The following is a 20,746-nucleotide window of genomic DNA, read 5'->3' on the forward strand; positions in this document are numbered from 1 at the left end:
GTGTGTATCTTTTCAATAATTACTGTTGTGTATTATATCATAATATAGAAAGCATACCTACTATAAAGTCACATCTATATTACATAAATAGTATGAATCTATACTGTAATTCAATTCATCAGTATAATTCCCACTAATTAGGTTTTGCGTATTTTGCCATACATAAAATGGCCGTTTCCGCGCCATCAAGGGCAGCACTCATAATTCCCCCTGCATAGCCAGCCCCCTCACCCATAGGATAGAAACCTCCTACAGTAGGAGAAATGCGTTCTTCATTGCGTCCCATACGGAGCGGCGCAGAGGTACGTGTTTCAACGCCTGTCATACACACCGCAGGATCATCAAACCCTTGGATGCGACGTCCCCAGTATGGCAAGGCACGCTCTAATACGGATGTGACGAATGATGGCAAGCAATCATGTAAATCGCAATTTACAACACCTGGCTCGTAGCTATATATACTATTTTGTACGCTAGGTGCTTGTGAAAGTCCTAAAAACTGCCCTACAGTTTGTGCAGGCGCATGGAAGTTAGAACCGCCCAACTCATAGGCCTTGCGTTCCCATTCTCGTTGAAATGCGACGCCATCTAATGGATGAGTACCAAAGTCATCTGGACCTACGTTGACTACGATAGCACTATTAGCAACACCGCTATCCCGAGCGTATAAACTCATGCCATTTACGACAACGCCACCCACTTCAGAGGCAGATGCTACTACTTGACCTCCTGGGCACATACAGAAGCTATATGCAGTACGGCCTGATTCTTTATCGTGGTATACGAGAGAATATTCTGCTGCACCGAGACCCAAGCTAGATGGTTCTACACCATATTGGGACTCATCAATTACAGCCTGATCATGCTCAATACGAACACCGATAGCAAATGGTTTGGCCGTCATTTCCACATTGCGTTTATAAAGCATTTCATATGTGTCACGTGCACTATGGCCTACACCAGACAAAACAACAGTCGTATCAATACGCTCACTACCATTAACTTCAACGCCTACGATACGGTCATTTTCAATAAATAAATCTGTTACCTTAGAACCAAAGCGGACTTCACCGCCCCATTTGATGATGCGCTCACGCATGGCTTTTACCATGGTACGCAATTTATCAGTACCTACATGAGGTTTATGTTTATATAAGATTTCTTCAGGCGCACCAAACTCTACAAAGTATTTAGATATTTCATGTAAACGCGGATGAGTAATGCGAGTTGTCAACTTACCATCGGAAAAAGTTCCTGCGCCACCTTCCCCAAATTGTACGTTGGACTCAGGCTTAAATATGCCCTTTTTCCAAAATGTCTCTACATCATGACTACGTGTATCTACATCTTGACCGCGTTCAAGCACGATTGGGCGATAGCCTTCACGAGCTAAGTAAAAGGCTGCCAGCATCCCCGCAGGGCCAAAGCCCATAACAACAGGACGATGTGCTAAGGGTACAGACCCCAAAACGATAGGTTCTGGATCTTCTGCAGCAAATATAGATACATCCTTTTCTTTACCAAGTTTTTTCATGACTTGAGCTTCATTATGAACCTCAATGAATAGGGTATATACAAAAACAATGTTTGGCTTCTTACGGGCATCTACGGCACGTCGAACAACATGAATCGTTTCAATAGCGCCACGCAACGGGGGATATTTCTTTTCTACAATACTTTTGATATCCGACTTAACCGTAACAGCCACGCGGAGATTTATTATTCTAATCATAGCTTTCCTATTAAAGCCTCCCTTTTAGGTGAGCCTACTTCTTTAATCTTTGACCAAAATTCTTTACCACTTGACCAGTAAGAAAATAGTCATACATCTTTATTATACAACACTACTATAAAAGCTAATATATAAATCATAAAAAGGCCCTAATAGAGAAATATTCACTCTATTAGGGTCTTTGTTGCAAGATCTCAAAGCCTCACAAAAAACTAATCATCCATTAAGTACTTTCTTTTGTATTTCTACTTTCACCCGTACCGTTGTGGTATTGCTATTAACCCCATTCGGTAATACTAAATTATAGTTACCCTGTACAGTTTCAGTAGCACCCGATACATCGATAGGTTCCGTTTGTATTTCTGTAACGGAATTAATCATTTCTTCACGACCTGTAACTGTTAATTGCGTTGGTGTAGCAGACGTGGATTTAACTTCATAACCTTCTGCTACTGTACCAACAGTCGGAACAGTAATAGGAACCGCCTTTTCTTTACGTAATAAGTTGAGTTCGTATTGTGCTTGGCCTTGGTTTGGATTAATATGTACATCCAGTACATTACCTGCCGTATCCCAAGCTTCTAAAGTACTAACAGCGCTAAAGTTCTTCGTTTGACCAGCCACATTGACTTTCATCACAACCTTGCTCACTGCATTAACTTGTTGCTTACGACCAGAAACAGTTACCTCTTTCGGCACAATCGTTACCGATTTCAAAGCAATATCATCAGAGAACTTGCCGATTGGAACTATTTCAACAGGAATCGTTTTCTCTGCATATTCATCAACATTGATGGTGATGGTATCTGGTTTAACCTCCACAAGATTCATCCCTGCCGGAGGAGTAAAATTAATAGTTACATTATTTTGACCTGGTTTTACACCAGATGCATCAATATAAGCCCGTAAATTATCTGATTTCATAGACATAATGGTATCACGTGGACCAGCCAGAACAACACGGACCACATCTGGTGCATCTTCTATGATATAGCCAGAATTGAGATTTTGAACCTGTACAGGTATTGTATAGGTTACCTCCATCACAGGATTCTGATCGCGCATAATAAAGAACCACATGACGATAGCTGCTAACAAGGATAATAATTTAGCAGGCCAATTGCGTTTCAAATGAATCATCATTTATTTGCCCTCCATTTCCACATACTAGTAATGGTTTGACGAGGGCGTTCCATAAAGGTGCGCAATGCCTCTTTAATTTGATCCTCTGGTAAATGGCGATAAATATGACCGCCATATGTATAAGAAATGGTCCCTGTTTCCTCACTGACAACGACTACAACAGCGTCAGTTTGCTCAGATAAGCCAATAGCTGCACGGTGACGTGTACCTAGTTCAGTACTCAATGTGCGGTCCTCAGTCAACGGCAACAAACAGCCCGCTGCACGGATTCGCCCATCACGAATAATGAGAGCCCCATCATGAAGAGGTGTGCTGGGAACAAAGATATTTTTAATCAACTCGCGGCTCAATACAGCATCGATAAGAATACCAGTATCTACAAAATCATTGAGACCTACTTCACGTTCAAAAACGATAAGTGCCCCCGTATGTTCACGAGACATAACGCGAGCCGCGGCCATCACTTCATTAATAGCCATATCCATTTCTTCTTCGTTTACATTTTGTGCCTTGCTGAATATTCGTCCACGCCCCAATTGTTCTAGAGCACGACGCAATTCTGGTTGGAATACAACGGGTAACGCAAAGAGAAGAACGGTCATACTTTGTTGCAAAATCCAGTTGATAACGTATAGATTTAACAGATGACTCAATAAATTTAAAATTGCCAACATAACGAGACCTTTTAAAAGAGAAACGGCCCGTGTATCTTTAAGCAATTTATATAAATAGTAAATACCAATAGCAACGATTATGATATCAACGATATCAAGAAGCCTAAAGGTATGTATAAGTGCGTCAATATGCATAAAAATAGCTCCTTATACAAAATAATAAGGTACAATCAATTCTTTGACTGTACCTTATATTTTAACTCATTTTGAGAGTACTGTAAATTTATAAACAAACGCTGAATGAGATTTTTATTAGATGTTTTGTGTTTCAATCCAAACATCCATTTGGCCCCCACAAACCATGCCTTCTTTAACAGCTACGTCATCATCGAGATGAACATCGATACGACGGTGAGCTTCTTTTTTATTCAAAGAGTCCACCGCACTTAGGCGGATTTCATTTTCCGCACGTCCTCCACCGATAGTACCAAAAATAGATCCATCAGGAAATACAACCATAGATGTACCAGCTTTACGAGGTGTGGATCCACAGGTATATAAAATAGTGGCTACTGCTAAGGTTTCGTTTTTACGTTCACTAAGGTATTCAATAAACTCACGATTCATGGATCACTCTACCTTTCCGCAATGAGCCGCCTTTTTTTCCACGCACCACTGCCAAATATTCACTAACGATAGATAATGCAATTTCCTCAGGCGTTTGAGCTCCTAAATCTAGCCCAATAGGCGCATATACCATATCTAACTCATCTTGAGTCCATCCCTGCTCACGCAACACTTCAAAGGCGTGATGGATGCGTTTTTGGCTACCCATAACGCCCATATAGGTAGGCAAGTACCCTCGTAATTGTTCTAAGCATATATTATCGTACTCATGAGCACGTGTCACAATGATAAAACCAGTATATTCATCAAGAGGTAAATCGTTCTTGAAGTTTTCTAAAGGTAAGCATTTACGTATGACACGTTCATCAAAGAATTCAGGAACTACATATTCTGGACGGTCATCTACGACTGTAACACGACATCCAATAAACAACAGCAAATCTGTAATAGCTCGGCTAACATGACCTGCGCCTAATACGAGAACTGACGGATCATTTTCTACAGGTTGTACGAAACACTCCATTTCGCCTACCATGCATAGAGAATTTAGCTTTGCTTTATCTACAGTAAACCCTTCAATAGGAGTTCCGTATAGAACCCTTCCATCTTCAGCATAAATAGTCTTATCCCCTTGACGAGGACCGGATAGAACAGTAACCATCACAGTAGTTTCAGTAACCTGTAGACGATCTTTCATCACATCATAAATTGTTTCCATCTAGATTCCTTTCATAATCCCAAGCGGTAACAGCCTCTAATACACCTCCACCGACAGCAAGGGATTTATCTGAAATACTATAGCAATGAGACTCTTCACAACGAGCATCCACATCAGCCAACTTAAAATGATCTGATACGATGAGCCCACTTTTTAAAATGCCTCGTAGAATACCTGTAATTTTCGCTCTTACTGGTTCTTCATCAACATAACCAATTACTTCATTAGCTTGTACAGAATCCCCAATATGACGTTTTGCTGTAAATAGTCCAGCCTTTGGAGAATGAATAACACGCTCATGAGTGTAGCCACCTACATTTCCAGGGATACCCGTATTAGGTTGAGCTGGTCCATCATAGATACAGCGACCTAATGAATGACCACGCATCGTTTCAATGACTACATCTACATCTTCTCCAGCAATAAATCCAGGGCCCACACCGATAACGAGATCTGCATCATCCCGTTTTGTACCAAGATTCTTTTTACTCAAAATAGCATCGACTACAATCTCTGGTTTTAAAGTGTCCAATAATTCCTCATATGAGCTAGTGACAACGGGGATGATTTCCTGTGCCAATGTATCCTTCACTTCACTAAGAGACACATGACGAGCAACAAAACGTTCCAAAATCATTTCTCCACGATGAACCGCATTACCGTAACATACTTCGCGGCGAATCATGGTAGGAATCGCTATTTCACTAATTACAACGGGATAGCCCGCCCGTCTCAATCTATATACAGCGCCGGAAGCAATGTCTCCGCCTCCACGCATGAGTACCAATGGTTTCATAATGCCTCACTTTCACGATGTTTCAAACGCTCAAAATCATCGGGTGTATCGATATCGTCGCCAATATCATCACTAATCCATAATTTCACGACATGGGCTTTACCATCACCATGAATAATGGTCTTCCCCCCTTGATCCCCTTGAATCTGTTGTAAATAATCAAACCAATGAGAACCAAAGAGAACGGGATTTCCCGAGTGATAATTTGCCCCATAATGTGGAACGACGATAGTTTTCGGATGAAAGTTTTCATTAAACGCACGAATGACCTCGTGTACAACAGCACTCGTCAAAAGTGGTTGATCTCCTACTGAACAGAGAATACCGTCTAGCGGTATAGGCGCCGTATTCACCAAATGATGTACTCCCAACGCTATGGATACGCCTTGCCCCAGTTCAGGATGGTCATTTCGAAGGGCTTCAAAACCATAGCTTGTGACAATAGGTTCTAGTTTCTCATGATCATCACCAGTAACTGCCACAAAAGGTAGCTTACACGATACAGTAGAAGCTACCTGTCCACCCCATCCACCTTGAAGAGCCCCACAGACCGCATCTAGAACAGTCTTGCCACGCCAAGGTAAGAGCTGCTTATTACATCCCATACGCTTGGATTGCCCTCCCACAAGGAGGACAATGCCAATATGCAAAGGATGATGGTCTATGGGGTCTCTCATGGGACTAAAAGCGGTGTTACAATTTGCTTTCACATTAGTCATGAGTACCTACCGACATTGAATAATGCGACGGATTTCACAACTTGCTTTGTATCCATCAGCCAAAATGATAGCCGAAATATCGCTATCAACAATATGATCAATAAAATCATCGATAATGCGATGTTGCACTGTTTCATAACCAGTACAGAATAGTATTTTCTTACCTTTACTGTATTGGAATAAACCTTGCCTATGCAAAACAAGATCAGCCAACATACGAGGAGTTACAATAGCCCCCATATCGCGTTTTACAATATCTTGAACCAGCTCGATATTATGTACGTGTTCATCATCTAACGGGGCCCCTAGCATTTGTAGATTCACGAGGCCAATCGTAGTCTTTGTAAGAGATGGAATGACAGGTTCGGTCGTCTTAGGTGCCTTGAGCCATTTTTCCTTCGCCCCATCTGCTTCTACAACAATTTGCCAATTGGGATGTAACTTGGATAAACCATCGATAAGATCACAATCTAAGGAGTCTACTTTTGTTCCTGTAATTCCAGCGAACCACGCACCACAATAGCCATGTAAAAGTCGGTCAGTACAATACTCATCAGCTTCATTAATATTATGAGTATAAATCGGTTCATAATGAGCCACCTGAGACTCATAAAGTCGAGTCGTAGTCGTAACTACGATGGGCTGACCTTTCAGCCGTCCATATTCTACTAGTTTTGAAAGCACAGTCGTTTTACCGCCTGCCCCAACAAGGGCAACGATTCCCGGCTGAATCAATCGATTCCAATAGGATGTTTGTGATGTCATAGAACCAGGCCTCCTTAGAAAGTAAAAAGAACTAGAAATCTCTATACTTTATATTTCTCGTCCATAGCCATAAATACCTTCTCAGGTGTCATAGGTAATGTACGAATATCCGCACCAACTGCATTTTTAATGGCATGTTGAATAGCAGGGCACCCCGTATTGATGACAACCTCACCAATAGATTTTGCTCCGAAACCACCTGTAGGCTCGTAAGATTCTACAAAGTCTGTATGTAATTCACCAATATCCTGACGGGTTGGGATTTTATAAGTCATAAGATTGTTTGTTTCCAAACGACCATTGTTGGAATAGCGTACATCTTCATATAAAGCCATGCCGATAGCTTGTACCACACCACCCTCAACTTGAACGCGAGCCAATTTAGGGTTGATAACCGTACCACAATCAACACAAGAATAGAAATGAAGAGGAATAACCTTACCTGTTTGTTTATCTACCTTCACCTCAGCAATAGATGCCATAAATGGAGGTGGGGACGTATGACTGCCCCATGTAGCAAAACCAGACAATTGCTCCGCATTAACACCAACTAATAATTTTGGTGCCAATTGATGGATATCCATTGTTTTAGCACCATCTTTTGTGGTAGCTACAACGCCGTCAAAGTCAACGTTTTCAACGTCGGTTTCAAAGAATTGAGCGAATTTAGCAATAATCTTAGTGCGCAATTCTTCTGCTGCCATCTTAGCAGCAGTACCTGTTACATAGGTTGTACTAGATGCGTAGGACCCTGGATCGAATGGTACGATATCTGTATCTGATTCAATAACAGTCATATATTCCATAGAACAGCCGATTACTTCACAGGCCATTTGAGTCAATACGGTATTAGACCCCATGCCCATATCAGAAGACCCAGTATACAATGTATAATTACCATCGTCACCAAGGCGAATTTCAACAGACGCCACATCGATATTTGCGACACCAGAGCCTTGTAATGCTAAAGCCATGCCAAGTCCACCGCGATAGCGCTCATCGATATCCCAAGAATGAGGGCGTTCATCCCAACGAGCCATTTCTTTTACGCGATTTACGGTATCTTGGAAAAGACCAGAATCAAGATATTCATCTGGAGCATATACTAAGCTTTGTTCACCTTCCGCTATTAAGTTCTTCTGACGTAATTCAGCTGGATCAATCCCCATCTTATCAGCTAACTGGTTTACTGCACATTCTAATGGCCACAATGCTTCTGTTGCACCATATCCACGGAAAGCACCACCCGGAGTTTGATTAGTATACACACCCTCTGTACCATAATGAACAGCAGTCGCTTTGTTGTACAAAGGTACAGATTTATGTTCGCCAGCCGTTGTAGTAGTGAAGCAATGAGTTGCATGTGCACCAGCGGCTGTAATGGAGTCCATATCAATAACTTTAATAATGCCATCTTTTGTAGCACCTACAAGGATTTTCCATTCACGAGCATGACGTGTAGTAGAGCAAGTTTGTGCTTCTGTACGATCGTATAAGAGATAACAAGGTTTTTTCAATGTCCACGCTACAAAGGCCGTCATAATTTCTGTACAAGCCGTTTGTTTAGAGCCGAAACCGCCGCCGATACGAGGTTTAATAACACGGACTTTTGTGGCCGGAATACCGAGTGCACGAGCGATGTGACGGCGTACATGGAATACGATTTGCGTAGAGGATACGATAACTACACGACCTAGCGCATCTATATATCCAAAGCTTTGGAATGGTTCCATCGCTGTTTGGCGTGTGGCCTGGTCAAAGTATGTACCTTCTGCCACGTAATCACATTTAGCAAGTTCTGCCTCCACATCTCCTACCCGTTTGTGATAGGATACGCAAATATTGCGTTTGTAATCTTGTCCTACAGGGATATTATTGTGAATATCATCTTCAGGATGTACTATAGTTTCATGGTCGATAGCAGTATGCATATCAAGTACAGGTTTCTGTACTTCGTATTCAACCTTGATAAGCGGCATTGCTTTAAGCGCTGTAGCTTCATCTTTTGCTACGATAAGAGCTACTTCGTCTCCGACATAGCGAACTACAGGGTCCAAGATGAGTGCATCATAAGCGGATGGCTCTGGATATGTTTGACCTGCTAATGTGAATCGCGTATTAGGCACATCTTCATAAGTAAAAATAGCTTCTACGCCAGGAATCAATTTGGCTTTAGATGTATCAATAGATTTGATGCGCGCCTGGGCATGAGGGCTACGAAGAGCCTTAATAACGAGCGCATCTTTGGGAACAAAATCGCCAGTATAAGACGGTTTACCAGACAAAATACCTTTGGAGTCAACTTTGTCATAGGACTTACCAATATGCTTGTTCATCATTATAGGCCTCCTTCTAAGAATTTACGAACTCCTCGAAGTTGTGATTCATAACCAGTACAGCGACATAAGTTACCTATGAGGTATTCGCGAATCTCATCATCGCTAGCCTTTGGATTTTTGCGTTTCAAATTAATAGCACTCATCATCATGCCAGTTGTACAAAAACCACACTGATCTGCGCCTTCACTTGCGATACAAGCCGCTAATAATTCAGCTTCCTCTTGTAAACCTTCTAATGTAGTAATTTTATGTCCTGGCGCACGAAATGTAGGGTAGGCACAGGACAAAATAATTTCGTCATCCACCCATATAGTGCAAAGGCCACAGTTTGTAGTATCACAGCCACAGCGAACACTGTAATAGCCAAGATTACGCAATGTGTCTAGCAACATCTCATCAGTTGGCACATTAACAGTTACATTTTTGTTATTAATATTAAGTACGACTTCCATTATTGTGCCACCTCCTTAGCTAAGCGTTGAACCATTGCTTTTACCATTTCCATGCGATATTCTTTAGACGCATGAGAGTTAGATTGATACACTAGTTCTTCAGATGCCAATTGACCTGCCTCTTTTGTGGCAGATAATCCTTTTTCTGAAAGCAAAGCACTTGCTTTAACAGCTAATTGAGGTACACCAGGTCTTGTACCGATATACAATTCAACCCCTTTTTCATCATGGCGAAGAGCACCTGTCAATAACGGGAAATCACCACGAGAGATGCGAAGAGCTTCAACAGATACAGGTACATCTACTTTAGGGATGCGAATCTCCACGAGAATATCACGTTCTCTATATGTCATATAATCTTGCATGGACATACGACCGCCTTTAAAGGTAACGATGTCTGCATGCACTGCCAATAGCGCAGGGATGATATCAGAGAAGCCAAACTTACTTGCTACAGAACCGCCCATGGTAGCAGTATTTCTAAATTGAACGCCAAGAATCTCCTTAACGCCTTTAACTACGGCACCGCCGCAGAATTGTTGTAAAGGCTCAAAGCGTTCCACATCTCCTTGTGTCGCCATAGCGCCAATTACAAACTCCTTATCTTCTTCACGAACATAACGCAAATCAAGACTCGCCATATCAATCACTGATGGCCAAGTTCGTCGTCCTAGACGCAGCCAACAGCCGCCTGCTAGCATAGGAGCAGTTTTGTTCTTTATGGCTAATTCATAAGCCTCTTCCACCGTCTTCGGTTGTAATACTTTCATAAATGCTAACATAATCTGTCCTCTCAATGGTATACTAATACTAACAGAATTACGGTGCTAACTATAAAAATACAGTTCTCACCAAACTACAAACTTAACAAAAAACTATAGAATCTCGTGCATTTCTTACACTTTTATTTTACCAATTATTTACCACTAAATCTACGATGAAAGATATAAATTTACAGGAAATTTGCAAAGAATTACATATTTATGAATTTGGAATTGCCTCATGGCCACTACCTGAACAGGCCAAAACTATTTTATTTGAAAGCAACCCCTGCCCCTTCACTACGGCAGATGTGGAGGCAAGACTACTAGGAACGACTCAGTTTATGCCCAAAAGTGCCATCGTTTGTCTATTCCCGTACCATGTACAACACAAAGGCCATGCCAATCTATCTCGCTATACATGGTCAACAGATTATCACCTGGTCATTAATGAATATTTAGAACGTCTTATTGAAAGATTACAAATAATTGATGACTCGGCTCAGTTCTCCATTCATTGCGACACCTCTCCTTTAGCAGATCGGTACATGGCCTACTTAGCAGGCCTTGGCTTTTACGGAAAGAACAACTGTTTTATCAGCCCTAAATGGGGTTCTTATGTCGTTATTGGTACGATTTTAACAACACTAGAACTCAAACCAAATACCCCTCTTAAGCAGTCCTGTATAGGATGCAATCGTTGTATTACAGCATGCTTAGGCCAATGTTTGGGCCATGACGAATTTAAATTCGCGACTTGTAAAAGCTACTTAACTCAGAAAAAAGGAGAACTCACCGATGAAGAGGAGCAGATTCTCGCTAAAACACCACTCGTATTTGGTTGTGATGTGTGCCAAGAGGTGTGTCCTCACAACAAAGATATTCCAACTACGCCCATCCCAGAATTCCAACAGATAGAACCGTATATTAATATAGACGAACTAGAAACACTAACGAACAAAGAATTCAAAGCAAAATACGGTCATCGAGCCTTCTCGTGGCGAGGTAAAAAAATACTAATGAGAAATCAAGAGATTATAGATAGAAAAAATAAACTATAATTATTACACGATATGCTGCTAATGGTCACACAAGTAGATTGTCATTAATACTCACATAAGCAAACTGTTACTAATAGGCACATAAGTAGAAGAATCTATAATTACATAAAACTAAAAAAGACGACCTCTGGTCGTCTCTTTTAGTAATTATTTAATTTCGTAATAGTTCAACTCATCCAAACTCTTACCAAGAGCAGGGATATATAATTCAATAAACATATCTACCTCAGGCATATTTAGAGTTTTCAACTTAGCTAAGATAGAATCATGTGCCTCTTTAAACTCATCATTCCCTGCCTTGAGCTCTTTGACGCATTTCATATAGGCTGAAATTGTATCGGCAGCCTTAACGAGAGGCCATTCTGGACTAGTCTCTGCATCAACAAGTATAGGCTTATAAACAGATTGTAACTGGTCTGGCAAGGTTGATAGCATTTTTTCTTGCGCCAAAGTTTCAACCTCACCATACAGTTCACGCAACTTTGGATCAAAATACTTGATTGGTGTCGGCATATCTCCTGTAAAGATTTCACTCACCTCATGATACATGGCTATGACAGCTACCTTATTAATATCTACATTTCCACCGAAGTATTCATTTTTTATAGCTCCCAAATTGTGGGCTACCATAGCCACTTCAAGGCTATGTTCTTGAATATTTTCTATTTCCGTATTTCGCATGAGGCTCCATCGATTGATAAAGCGCATGCGTTTTAAAAATGCAAAAAATGAACTCATATATCCCCCATTACACAATAGGTCCTTAAATTACCCCACGGAGTTTAAAGCCATAATCAAGGAATTGCACCGCTTCATCCCAACGGTTATCATCGTTTAACATGACTACAATCATAGTATGGCCCTTACGTGTGGCAGACGCAATCAAACATTCTCCTGCTGCATTGGTAAAACCTGTTTTCAAACCATTTGCGCCAGGATATTTGTTGCGAATGAAGTGGTTTGTAGTACGAATTGTTTCTGGTGCACGGTTTTGGTACGGCACCTTGTAGTAATCATTAGCAACCTTGTCACGGAACATTTGGTATTTCATACCGTACGCGGCAATCATCGCTAAATCACGAGCCGTAGAATGGTGACCCTTTTGTGTTAATCCATGAGGATTCAAGAACACACTATTCTTTGCCCCCGCTTTTGCAGCAATGCGAGTCATATCCTTAGCAAATTTATCCACAGAACCACTTACATTTTCGGCTACTACAACGGCCGCATCATTACCACTAGCAACCATCATACCTTCAAGAACACCTTCTAATGTAATCTGATCGCCTACGCTAACCCCAAGGTTTGATTCTTCCATGCTCGTTGCATAGCTACTTATAGTAGCTAATTCATCAAGCTGTGTGCCCTTTAATTCTAAGGCAGTTAACAAGGTGACCATTTTTGTAGTACTAGCTGGATGCATCCACTTATCTGGGTTCTTTGCAAATAAAATTTGTTTTGTATCTGCATCAATTAGGACTACGGCCTCACCAACAGTAGAAGGAGGTGCAATGTATGCAGCTTGAGCAACACTAGCACCTATAAATATGATTCCTATAAAAGTTATGGCCAATACCAATTTCTTATAAAACATATGAATATTCGTCGTTAAAAGTGTCATCACTCTCGTTCTACCTTCCAGTATCTTAACTTTCAAGACTATCATCTAGTGCTACATTTGTAGCAGTTGCTTTCTTCTTTGTTCCTTTAATTTCACCTGTCGATGTATCTACATTTTGAATATATACTACACGTTGAGGATATGGAATATCGATGCCATATTTATCAAAGGCATCTTTTACATCAGACATAATGCTATATTGAACATCGAGGAAATCATTCGACTTAACACGAGCATAAGCGGCGATTCGTACAGAATTATCTCCAAATTCAGAAATACCTATTTCCATATTCTTCGGATTAAGGACACGTTTATCTGCTGCAAAAATATTTTTTAAGATTTTTATTGCCTCATGATGATCATTATTATAACCAATGTCAAACGTAAATGGGATAACCCGTTCTGTAGTATAAACAATGTTAGTTACAGCTTGTGATGTAAGAAGAGAGTTAGGTATGTATACATTCTTTTGATCTTTTGTAGTAATAACTGTATACATAAATTGGATTGATTTAACACTGCCGACTACATCACCCACCTGAATAACGTGACCCGCTCTAAAAGGTTTGAAGATAAGAATTAATAAACCAGATGCTAAGTTAGAAAGGTTATTCTGTAAGGCGAGACCAATACCTAAACCAAAAGCACCAAAAGCAGCTATAAAGGATGTTGTAGGAATACCGATTTGGTTTAAGCAAATCAATACTAACCCTACTAGCAAGGCATAATTAATAATTTGAGTGATAAAGCTCATTGCTGCTGAGTCATAGGAAGCTTTTGTCATAATGCGAACGGCAAAAGCTTTTACCCATTTAATAGCATATCGCCCTATCCAAAATAAAATTAATGCTAATAAAATATTTCCAGCTTGTGCAAAAAACCAGTCCCTTATTTGAATTAATATATTAGCGTCTTTAAAAAGAAATTCAGAAACAGCACTTAAGAAATTAGCCATAGTAACCATCCATAATATAAATCTATACAATCACAAATATCTATCACAACATAATAGAAATATAATAACGGTAAATATATATGCTATAATTTTACATATGCATTTGCAATACGATAATAAAGATATTATATCGTTATATTCCATATATAACAATCATAAAACTAGGGAGACTTACATGTTCAAAAATCTATACGAAGCACCCCAAGAGCTCGCTACTGGAGGCTATGTAACTAGAGAGTTACACTCCGTTACGGTACACTTTGACGATATCCACTATTCTCTTTCTAGCGGACAATTAAATGGTGGCTATCACCATACGCTAGCGGTACGCAACCAACAGCTAACATATCAAATCGAAACAGAAAAAGATTTACCCGGTGGCTCTGTAGCCGATTATTTGGCTCAAGAATTTGAACATATTGATACTCCTGTTCATTTTAGTACAGCACTTCTCACGTCTGCCACAATGCATCTACACGCCTATGCCAAAGTTGAAGAACATGATACTATTGTGGAAACTATCGTGACTGCAGGCTATGAAAAAACCGCACATCGCGCAGGTACAGGCTATTGTTACGAAGAGCGTGATGGAGACTTCATAGTGCCAGGCACAATTAATATCCTCGTATTTACAAATAAAGCTTTAACAGATAGCGCTATGGTAAAAGCTATTATGACGATTACCGAGGCAAAAACCGCAGCCCTACAAGATTGGAATGTTGAAAGCGTACGACTCCATCCGTTTATTAATGAAGACATTCCTGACGCAATTACAAAAGAACGCAAAACATCTGCCACAGGAACCTCTACAGATGGTATCATTCTCACCATCGATACAAATGGAGATATCTTAACAGATGCTGGTTCCTTCTCATTATTTGGAGACACCTTAGCCAAGGCTGTCTATATAGGCGTACAAAGAGCACTAGAAAATGCTATCGGCGCTGAATAATCCTATCTTATGATATCAAAAATATCTAGAATGATACCCCCAAAATTATCATTCAATCCCCCACTCATATATGAAAAATATAATACAAATGAAAAACCGCACATCCTAGGCGATCGGAATGTGCGGTTTATTGCATATAAAACTGTTACATATAGTATAATTCTTGAAAATGAATATCAAATTAAAATTTGAGATATTTTCTCAAATTTTTCAAATTAATTATTAGATTCAAAGAACTATTATGTTTCATATGTTCCATGAGTATTATGGGCCTTTAATATTCATGGAAGAATTGTTGTAACTTTTTAAGATTTTTAGTTTTTGTAAGCCCTAGCATCAATAGAATACGAGCTTTTTGTGGACTTAAAGTATCACATACGAGATAGTTTGCCAGTGCATCTTGTGGCACTGCAGATACCATGCCACTACCGGTACGAGAAGCACGTACCGTTGGAAATTTTGTATTCTGTGTGATTTGACGTACATTTTGTGGGATTGTACCATGACCAAGCCCTGTTAAGATCAAACCGTCAGGATTTGTAGCAACTACACTCATAGGCACCATATCATCCATACCACCATAGCAAGTCATTATAACTACACGAGGCAACTCAGCTAATTTACTCACATCAAATACGGAGTCTTGAGTATGGCGTCGAGTAGACGCTTTATAATAGTGGGCAATACCATCTTGTACAATACCAAGATGTCCCACTAATGGACTATCAAAAGTCGCTACATTAGTAGTGTTGCATTTAGATACATCCCTTGCCCCATCAATATAGCCATTTAATACGACTACCACACCTTTACCTACAGACGATGGCGTTCTCGCTACTTGGATTGCTTGTAATAAATTAATTGGCCCGTCTGCACTAATAGCACCTGCAGGTCTCATAGATCCAGTAATAACAATTGGCTTGTCTGTATGAACTGTCAGATTCAGAAAATATGCTGTCTCCTCCATGCTATCTGTGCCGTGAGTAATGACAACACCACCGATATCATCTCGATTAACCAATTTTTGCACCAACTTAGAAAGTTCTAACCAGTGATTTACGGTAATATCGGAGCTTTCAATATTACTAAACTGAGTATATGTATAAGGACCATACGGTTTTGTGCCAGGTACAGAGACTAAGATTTCGTCAAGGCCTAACACCCCTGCCGTATAACCTGTTAAATCCGTATTTGAAGTACCTTTTCCAGCAATAGTTCCTCCAGTACCAATCAAAGCGATTTTTGTCTCCATATTGCCTCCACTATAAATCAAGATTTTCACCCTATCAATTAAAGGTTTGGGTCAAATGACGGCATCAACTCTAATTTATGCTTATTAATTCGATTCAGATAGTCGATTCGCTCTTTTGTTATCTGATCTTCAATTTCCCCAGTTCTAATATAATGATCCAATACAGCATAGGTAAATCCTAATTTATCCTCATCGGACTGACCGCTGAGACCATCACTTGGCACCTTATCAACTAGGTGCAATGGAATATCAAGAAGTTTTCCTATTTGACGAACTTCTTCTACTACGAGTTGTGCGAGAGGGCTAAAATCACCTGCACTATCTCCGTATTTTGTAGAGTATCCTACGTAGTCTTCAGATCCATTACAAGTATTTGCTACACGAGCACCATTTGGTAAATTTTGTCCTACTGCATAAAGAGTTGCCATTCGGAGACGAGGCGGCGTATTAATGGCAGCATCTTTAGATAAATCGGTTCTCCCCGTTACAACATCATACCCCTTAGCCTGAACGATAGCATGAGTTAGCGCCTCATAGGCAGCACCAATATTGACCGTCATGTGCGGAATGCCTAAATGATTTACCACTGCCTGAGCATCATCAATATCCGATTGCACTCCATTTGGCATAAGAACACCAACTACGCGATCTGCACCGAGAGCTTCTTTGCAAAGAGCTGCCACGATAGTCGAGTCCTTACCACCTGAAATACCAACTACAGCACTACAGTTAGGACCATTTTTACCAAAATAATCTCGAATCCATTGAATGAGGGCATCCTTTGTAGCTTGTGGATTTTCTAACATAGGCCCTCCTACTTTTTCCGATAAATACGATTCAATAAATCCATCTTCAATTGATAGTAGCTAGGACTCATATCAAGGTAGTGACGATGTGGATTTTCAAAGCGTTGCTCTTCAGGCCAAATTTCATTAGCTAATTGATCTTGCACATATGCTCGAATTTCCTCTAGTGTTGGTAAGTCCACAACTAACTTACCATCCTTGATAATAAGCTGCTTCATCTCTTTAAAAGTACAATTTTCAAAATATAATTCACGCCAAGGTTGCTCAGGATCGATATAACGATATGGTTCCTCTGTATCGGGCACCTCTCTCAATAATGTTAATAGATCTGCAATCGCACGACCTTTATCATTATAAACACGATATACCTTTTTTAAACCTGGATTAGTAATTTTTTCAACACTTTCAGAAATCTTGATACGAGGTTCCCACATACCATCTTTCTCGATGCTAGCAATTTTATATACCGCACCAAATACGGGGTCACTCTTAGAGGTAATGAGGCGTTCCCCTACACCAAAAATATCAATAGGGCCACCTTGTATGAGCAAAGATGTGATTGTATACTCATCTAGACTATTAGATGCCATGATTTTACAATCTTCTAAGCCTGCATCATCTAGCATACGTCGAGCTTTTTTAGCCAAATACGCAAGGTCACCAGAATCTAGGCGAATTCCTTTTAAGCGTTTCCCCATTGGCTCCAATACATCCTTTGCTACCTTAATAGCATTGGGCACGCCAGAGTTTAACACATCATAGGTATCAACAAGGAATACTGCATTATTTGGATACACTTCGGCATAGGCTTTGAAAGCATCGTATTCAGAGCCATAGTACATGACCCAACTATGCGCCATAGTCCCACTGACAGGAATGCCAAATTGTTGACCTGCCAAAACGGTTGCAGTGGACTGAACACCGCCAATATAAGCGGCTCTTGCACCATATACAGCAGCGTCTACATTATGTGCACGACGAGCACCAAAATCAGCCACAATACGCCCATCCGCAGCGCGAACAATGCGATTAGCTTTTGTGGCGATAAGAGATTGATGGTTCATCATAGTAAGCACTGCAGTTTCTACGATTTGTGCATCTATGAGAGGCGCCACAATTGTAATTACAGGTTCATTAGGATAGATGATAGAACCTTCTGGGAAGGCATATACATCACCGGTGAAAGAGAAATCTTTTAGATATACTAAGAATTCTTCACTAAAAATACCCTGACTCCGTAAATAAGAGATATCACTTTCATCAAAGTGTAAATTTAAAATGTACTCAACGATTTGTTCGAGACCACCAAAAATAGCAAAACCGCCCTTGTCTGGATTACGTCTAAAGAAAACATCAAATGCGACGCGATCCACATTTTTTAATTTTGTAAAGTAGCCATGTGCCATAGTCATCTCATAAAAATCCATAAGCATGCTAATATTGCGGCTTTCATGTTGCATTAGTTCACCAACCTTCTAAGATCTATAGAAATTTAGTTAATTGTTATTCGTTATTCGTATACCCTCATTATACAATATTATTCCTATATAGCTAGCACCTAGCATAAGCTATCCTAATAATCTTTATTGTGATATAACTATATATATACAATAATAATTTATATAGTTCGTATGTATGAAAGGACCTAGTCTAGACTGTAAAACAAGCGACCATTACGCTATAATATTTTATTTTATATTGTTTTAAAAGCTTTCAATAATACATACATGTCTATTTTACATGAGAATGAAAGGTACCATTATGGAAACAATCGTTCAAGCAAAACGCGTATTAGAAATTTTTAAAGAAATGAGCCAAATCCCTCGTGAGTCCGGCAATGAAAAAGGCATCAGCGATTACATCGTGAACTTTGCTAAAAATTTAGGTCTTGAAGTTCATCAAGACGAAATCTTTAATGTAGTTATCAAAAAAGCTGCATCTCCAGGTTATGAAAACCGTCCATCCATCATTTTACAAGGTCATATTGATATGGTTTGTGTTAAAGACCATGACTCTAACCACGACTTCTCTAAAGATCCAATTGCCAATATCATCGAAGGCGAATGGATGCACGCAGACCATACAACGTTAGGTGCCGATAATGGCATGGGTGCTGCTATGATGCTTGCTCTCCTTGAAGATGAAAGCCAACAACATGGACCGATGCAATTATTATTCACTACCAACGAGGAAACTGGTATGGATGGTGCCTTTGCCATTAAAGAAGGTCAAGTAACTGGTGACTACTTACTCAACCTGGATACAGAGGTAGAACATGACTTCACCGTTAGTTGTGCTGGCGGTTGCCACGTACATGTAAAAATTCCATTGTTACGCGATAACAACCAACCAGGCTATGATGCGGGCTTATCCATTACAGTAACCGGCCTTAAAGGGGGACACTCCGGCATCGAAATCAACGAGCAACGAGCTAATGCAAACCAAGTACTAACCCGTGTACTCTATGATATTCAACAACAATATCCTATTAGCTTAGCGTCTTTCGAAGGTGGCGTAAAACATAATGCAATCCCGTCTAAGGCAGTAGCTGTACTATCCGTACGCTCTGAAGATGTGGCAGCCATTAAAACATTGCTCGCATACCAAGAAAAACAATACCAACACGAATATAGCGTACAGGATCCAGGCCTTACATTTGTAGTTAAAGATGTTCCTACTCCTGAAATAGTATATGCAGAAGACACAACAGAAGCACTTATTACATATATCTATCTTGCACAAGATGGGGTTCATTCTGTAAGTAAGTCTATCCCAAACCTTGTAGAAACATCTAATAATATTGCTATCGTACGTGAAAATCAACATACCATTGAAATACTCATTTCTATTCGTAGTTCCAATAGCAATAGTCTTGAATTCTTAACGAAAAAAATGATGCTTCTTGCAAAAGCACTTGGCGTAGCTGCAGAGCGTACAGGTGGATATCCAGCATGGGAATACGACAAAGGCTCAAAATTGGAAGAACAAGCGATTTCCTTGCATAACGAAATGTTCGATACACCAGCTAATGTAAATGCTATTCACGCAGGTCTCGAATGTGGTTTGTTAAAAGGCGTATTGCCAAATACACAAATGATTAGCTTTGGGCCTACTATCGTAAGTCCTCATACACCATCAGAACGCGTTCATTTACCTTCTGTTGAAAATGTATATGTGTACCTCAAAGCATTATTAGCAAAATTACAATAAAATAAATAATTACTATATTTTTGATGTATAATTTGTTATACTATAAGCAAATAACACATCAAGTTACGAGACCCATGTAATAGTGACTCTCCAACCCTCCTACAAGTAATTCAGCCATCTCTCCAACTGAATTATCTTGTAGGAGGGATTTTTTTCATAAAAATTTTTCAACTACATAAATAAATATTTATTCATACAGGAGTATTCTTTCATATATGAACAA

20 protein-coding genes are annotated in these 20,746 nt (G+C 39.9%); 3 read left to right on the forward strand and 17 right to left on the reverse strand.

The annotated features are described in order from the left end of the window. Nucleotides 1-133: 133 nt before the first annotated feature. The 11 genes from DW000_RS06220 to DW000_RS06270 form a co-directional block, all read right to left on the reverse strand. Nucleotides 134-1,732 (reverse strand): FAD-dependent protein, encoded by a 1,599-nt coding sequence (locus DW000_RS06220; protein WP_120055620.1) that lies wholly within the window; start codon nt 1,730-1,732, stop codon nt 134-136. A 216-nt stretch (nt 1,733-1,948) separates the two neighbouring features. Further along, nucleotides 1,949-2,875 carry a CdaR family protein gene (locus DW000_RS06225; RefSeq protein WP_004697845.1) on the reverse strand — a complete coding sequence of 309 codons (927 nt, stop codon included), beginning with the start codon at nt 2,873-2,875 and terminating at the stop codon, nt 1,949-1,951. Beyond that, on the reverse strand, nt 2,872-3,684 hold the full coding sequence (gene cdaA, locus DW000_RS06230) for a diadenylate cyclase CdaA (RefSeq protein WP_004697909.1): 813 nt from the start codon (nt 3,682-3,684) through the stop codon (nt 2,872-2,874). The genes DW000_RS06225 and cdaA overlap by 4 nt, the downstream gene beginning before the upstream one ends. 117 nt (nt 3,685-3,801) lie before the next feature. After that, nucleotides 3,802-4,116 carry an XdhC family protein gene (locus DW000_RS06235; protein ID WP_004693881.1) on the reverse strand — a complete coding sequence of 105 codons (315 nt, stop codon included), beginning with the start codon at nt 4,114-4,116 and terminating at the stop codon, nt 3,802-3,804. After that, nucleotides 4,106-4,834, reverse strand: a complete 729-nt coding sequence (locus DW000_RS06240) for an XdhC family protein (protein WP_008602931.1) — start codon at nt 4,832-4,834, stop codon at nt 4,106-4,108. The genes DW000_RS06235 and DW000_RS06240 overlap by 11 nt, the downstream gene beginning before the upstream one ends. Next, a complete protein-coding gene (yqeB, locus tag DW000_RS06245; RefSeq protein ID WP_008602932.1) occupies nt 4,818-5,630 on the reverse strand; it encodes a selenium-dependent molybdenum cofactor biosynthesis protein YqeB in 813 nt (270 codons plus the stop codon). The genes DW000_RS06240 and yqeB overlap by 17 nt, the downstream gene beginning before the upstream one ends. Then, complete coding sequence (locus DW000_RS06250) at nt 5,627-6,349, reverse strand: nucleotidyltransferase family protein (protein ID WP_060919407.1); 723 nt, start codon at nt 6,347-6,349, stop codon at nt 5,627-5,629. Before DW000_RS06250 ends, yqeB begins: the two co-directional genes overlap by 4 nt. Nucleotides 6,350-6,355: 6 nt before the next feature. Next, nucleotides 6,356-7,114, reverse strand: a complete 759-nt coding sequence (gene yqeC / locus DW000_RS06255) for a selenium cofactor biosynthesis protein YqeC (protein WP_060919406.1) — start codon at nt 7,112-7,114, stop codon at nt 6,356-6,358. A 41-nt stretch (nt 7,115-7,155) separates the two neighbouring features. Continuing rightward, on the reverse strand, nt 7,156-9,453 hold the full coding sequence (locus tag DW000_RS06260) for a molybdopterin cofactor-binding domain-containing protein (RefSeq protein ID WP_120055622.1): 2,298 nt from the start codon (nt 9,451-9,453) through the stop codon (nt 7,156-7,158). Then, complete coding sequence (locus tag DW000_RS06265; protein WP_120055624.1) at nt 9,453-9,905, reverse strand: 2Fe-2S iron-sulfur cluster-binding protein; 453 nt, start codon at nt 9,903-9,905, stop codon at nt 9,453-9,455. The genes DW000_RS06260 and DW000_RS06265 overlap by 1 nt, the downstream gene beginning before the upstream one ends. Further along, complete coding sequence (locus DW000_RS06270; RefSeq protein ID WP_120055626.1) at nt 9,905-10,687, reverse strand: FAD binding domain-containing protein; 783 nt, start codon at nt 10,685-10,687, stop codon at nt 9,905-9,907. The genes DW000_RS06265 and DW000_RS06270 overlap by 1 nt, the downstream gene beginning before the upstream one ends. 155 nt (nt 10,688-10,842) lie before the next feature. On the opposite strand from DW000_RS06270, the gene DW000_RS06275 reads away from it, so the two are divergent. Next, a complete protein-coding gene (locus DW000_RS06275; RefSeq protein ID WP_120055628.1) occupies nt 10,843-11,727 on the forward strand; it encodes a QueG-associated DUF1730 domain-containing protein in 885 nt (294 codons plus the stop codon). A 147-nt stretch (nt 11,728-11,874) separates the two neighbouring features. Here DW000_RS06275 and yfbR read toward each other — a convergent pair whose 3' ends face one another. From yfbR to DW000_RS06290, 3 genes are read right to left on the reverse strand one after another with little or no spacing between them, the layout of a single operon-like run. Continuing rightward, nucleotides 11,875-12,465, reverse strand: a complete 591-nt coding sequence (gene yfbR / locus DW000_RS06280; RefSeq protein ID WP_120055630.1) for a 5'-deoxynucleotidase — start codon at nt 12,463-12,465, stop codon at nt 11,875-11,877. Nucleotides 12,466-12,490: 25 nt separating this feature from the next. Then, on the reverse strand, nt 12,491-13,348 hold the full coding sequence (locus DW000_RS06285) for a D-alanyl-D-alanine carboxypeptidase family protein (protein ID WP_120055632.1): 858 nt from the start codon (nt 13,346-13,348) through the stop codon (nt 12,491-12,493). Between the two features lie 25 nt (nt 13,349-13,373). Next, nucleotides 13,374-14,303 (reverse strand): mechanosensitive ion channel family protein, encoded by a 930-nt coding sequence (locus DW000_RS06290; RefSeq protein ID WP_004697944.1) that lies wholly within the window; start codon nt 14,301-14,303, stop codon nt 13,374-13,376. Nucleotides 14,304-14,478: 175 nt separating this feature from the next. Here DW000_RS06290 and DW000_RS06295 point away from each other — a divergent pair, with 175 nt between their 5' ends. Continuing rightward, a complete protein-coding gene (locus DW000_RS06295) occupies nt 14,479-15,255 on the forward strand; it encodes an adenosylcobinamide amidohydrolase (protein ID WP_120055634.1) in 777 nt (258 codons plus the stop codon). A gap of 274 nt (nt 15,256-15,529) precedes the next feature. Here the strand turns inward: DW000_RS06295 and DW000_RS06300 are convergent, their stop codons facing one another. From DW000_RS06300 to DW000_RS06310, 3 genes are read right to left on the reverse strand one after another with little or no spacing between them, the layout of a single operon-like run. Next, on the reverse strand, nt 15,530-16,507 hold the full coding sequence (locus DW000_RS06300; protein ID WP_120055636.1) for an asparaginase: 978 nt from the start codon (nt 16,505-16,507) through the stop codon (nt 15,530-15,532). Between the two features lie 38 nt (nt 16,508-16,545). Beyond that, nucleotides 16,546-17,313: an NAD(+) synthase gene (gene nadE / locus DW000_RS06305; RefSeq protein ID WP_120055638.1), complete on the reverse strand. Its 768-nt coding sequence runs from the start codon at nt 17,311-17,313 to the stop codon at nt 16,546-16,548. A gap of 8 nt (nt 17,314-17,321) precedes the next feature. After that, complete coding sequence (locus DW000_RS06310; RefSeq protein ID WP_120055640.1) at nt 17,322-18,773, reverse strand: nicotinate phosphoribosyltransferase; 1,452 nt, start codon at nt 18,771-18,773, stop codon at nt 17,322-17,324. A 301-nt stretch (nt 18,774-19,074) separates the two neighbouring features. Here DW000_RS06310 and DW000_RS06315 point away from each other — a divergent pair, with 301 nt between their 5' ends. Then, complete coding sequence (locus DW000_RS06315; RefSeq protein WP_120055642.1) at nt 19,075-20,523, forward strand: aminoacyl-histidine dipeptidase; 1,449 nt, start codon at nt 19,075-19,077, stop codon at nt 20,521-20,523. Nucleotides 20,524-20,746: the final 223 nt, after the last annotated feature.

The sequence above is a fragment of the Veillonella sp. AF36-20BH genome (assembly GCF_003602765.1).
GTDB lineage: Bacteria > Bacillota > Negativicutes > Veillonellales > Veillonellaceae > Veillonella > Veillonella hominis.